We start from the raw sequence: 2,039 nt of genomic DNA on the forward strand, positions 1-2,039 counted from the left end.
CGGGCACAGAGGCGGGCGCGGGCGGGGGGGGCGGGGATGCGGTCACGGACCGAATTGTAGACAGCGCTCCCGCCAGGCATGGATCCAGCCCAGCAGACTGTGCGGGGCCGTGGGGTGTGCCGGGCCCGGCAGTCCGAGCACGGCGGCAGCGGCCGCGAGTGCGGCGAGCGGGTCGTGCAGGTCCAGCGCCTGCGCGCCATTTTGCTTGGAGAGCTTGTCGCCCCGGGCGTCGCGCACCAGCGGGGTGTGCAGGTAGCGTGGCGTCGGCACGCCCAGGGCCTGCTGCAGCACGATCTGGCGCGGGGTGTTGTCGGTCAGATCCTCGCCCCGCACCACGTCGGTGATGCCCTCTGCCGCATCGTCCACCACCACGGCGAGCTGATAGGCCCACAGGCCGTCGGCGCGTTTGAGCACGAAGTCGCCCACGGCCGCCTCGACATCCTGGGTTTGGGGGCCCAGGCGCCGGTCGCGCCATGGCAAAGGCACGGGCAGACCCCGGTCGGCGATCACCCGTCCGACGTGCAGCCGCCACGCACGCGGCGCGTGGCCGCGCAGGCCGCCGCGCTCCGGCCGGCAGGTGCCGGGGTAGGGACGGGCGCTGTGGCGCTCGCGCGGCACGCCGCGGGCGAGCCAGGCGGCCTCGATGTCCTGCCGCGTGCAGGCGCACGGGTACGCCCATCCCACGTCGATCAGGCGCTGCAGGGCTTGGGCGTAGGCGGCGTCCCGCCGAGACTGCCACCACACGGGTTCGTCCGGCGTCAGACCGCAGGCTCGCAGTTGCTCGAGAATGGCGGCATCCGCCCCCGTCACGCAACGCGGCCGGTCCACGTCTTCGATGCGCACCAGCCAGGCACCGCCGTGGGCGCGTGCATCCAGCCAACTGGCCAGGGCTGCGACCAGTGAGCCGGCGTGCAGCAGGCCCGTGGGCGAGGGGGCAAAGCGTCCGCGATAGGCCGTGCCGGGCCGCACTCTCAGCCCTCCGATACGGTGAGGGCCAGTTCCAGCCCGGACAGGAATGCGCTCTCCACCCGGTGTCCCAAGCACCAGTCGCCGCACAAGCCCAGCCCGCGCTGGGGGTCCCAGAGGCAGGGCTCGCCCAGGGGCCGCTGGGTCTGCGCATACCGCCAGCGGTGGGCGACGGCGTGGTTGGGAGTGGCGTGGATGCCGGTGATCTCCGCAAAGCCCTTGAGCAGCTTGGCGGTGATGCGATCGGGGTCGTCCTCCAGATGTTCGGCCGACCAGGCCGGGCTGGCCTGCACCACCCAGCGCTCCACCGAATCGCGCCCCGGCTTGCTGGGCTCGCGCGCCACCCAGGCGATGCGGTGGTGGTCGCCGCGGGCGGCGTGCCAGCGCGGCCCCAGGCCATCCAGCCCGGGCTGCATGGCCTGCGGCCAGGCCGCCATCAGGGTCCAGCAAGGGGCCATGGCGACGTCGCGTGCCAGGCGTGCCTGCCAGTCGGCGGCCAGATCGCTGGCACGCAGCAGCTCCAGCGCCTGCGGCGCGGGGATGGCGAGCAGCACGGCGTCGAAGCCGCCGTGCACGGCGGGTGTGTCGTCGGGGCCTTCGACCCGGATTTGCCAGCGCGTCGGGGCGATGGCGTCCGGTTCCAGCCGCACGACGCGTGATTCCCAGTGACAGTGCCCGGCCGGGCCGTCCACCAGTGGTTCGGCCCAGGCCTTGACCAACGCGCTCATCCCCGGGGTGGCGACCCAGCGCGTCTCGCGCGGCAGGGGGGCGGCGGCGACGTGGCGGCCCAGGTTGTCCAGCACGCGCACCAGGCTCGCGTCCCAAGGGGCCACCGGCGCGCCGGTGGCGTCCAGGGCAAGCCGGAAGCGCGCGTCGCGCACCGTGAAGAACTGCGCCCCGTGGTCGAAGCCGCCGAAGGCGGTTCGGCGCGTGGCCATGCGCCCACCAGCGCCGCGGCTTTTCTCGAACACCGTCACCCGCCAGCCCGCCTGCGCCAGCGTGCGCGCCGCCGTGATGCCGGCAATCCCCGCCCCCACCACGGCCGTATGTCGCGGCGCGGCGGGGGGCGGGGC

Annotated in this window: 2 protein-coding genes; both read right to left on the reverse strand. The window is 74.4% G+C overall.

What is annotated here, in order from left to right; all coding sequences use genetic code 11:
* Positions 1–42: 42 nt before the first annotated feature.
* Complete coding sequence (gluQRS, locus tag V7026_RS11380; RefSeq protein ID WP_334155489.1) at positions 43–975, reverse strand: tRNA glutamyl-Q(34) synthetase GluQRS; 933 nt, start codon at positions 973–975, stop codon at positions 43–45.
* The coding region (locus V7026_RS11385; protein WP_334155488.1) for an NAD(P)/FAD-dependent oxidoreductase at positions 972–2,039 on the reverse strand (1,068 nt) is incomplete at its 5' end. The genes gluQRS and V7026_RS11385, both read right to left, overlap by 4 nt.

It is taken from the genome of Tepidimonas sp. (assembly GCF_036825565.1).
Lineage (GTDB): Bacteria > Pseudomonadota > Gammaproteobacteria > Burkholderiales > Burkholderiaceae_C > Tepidimonas.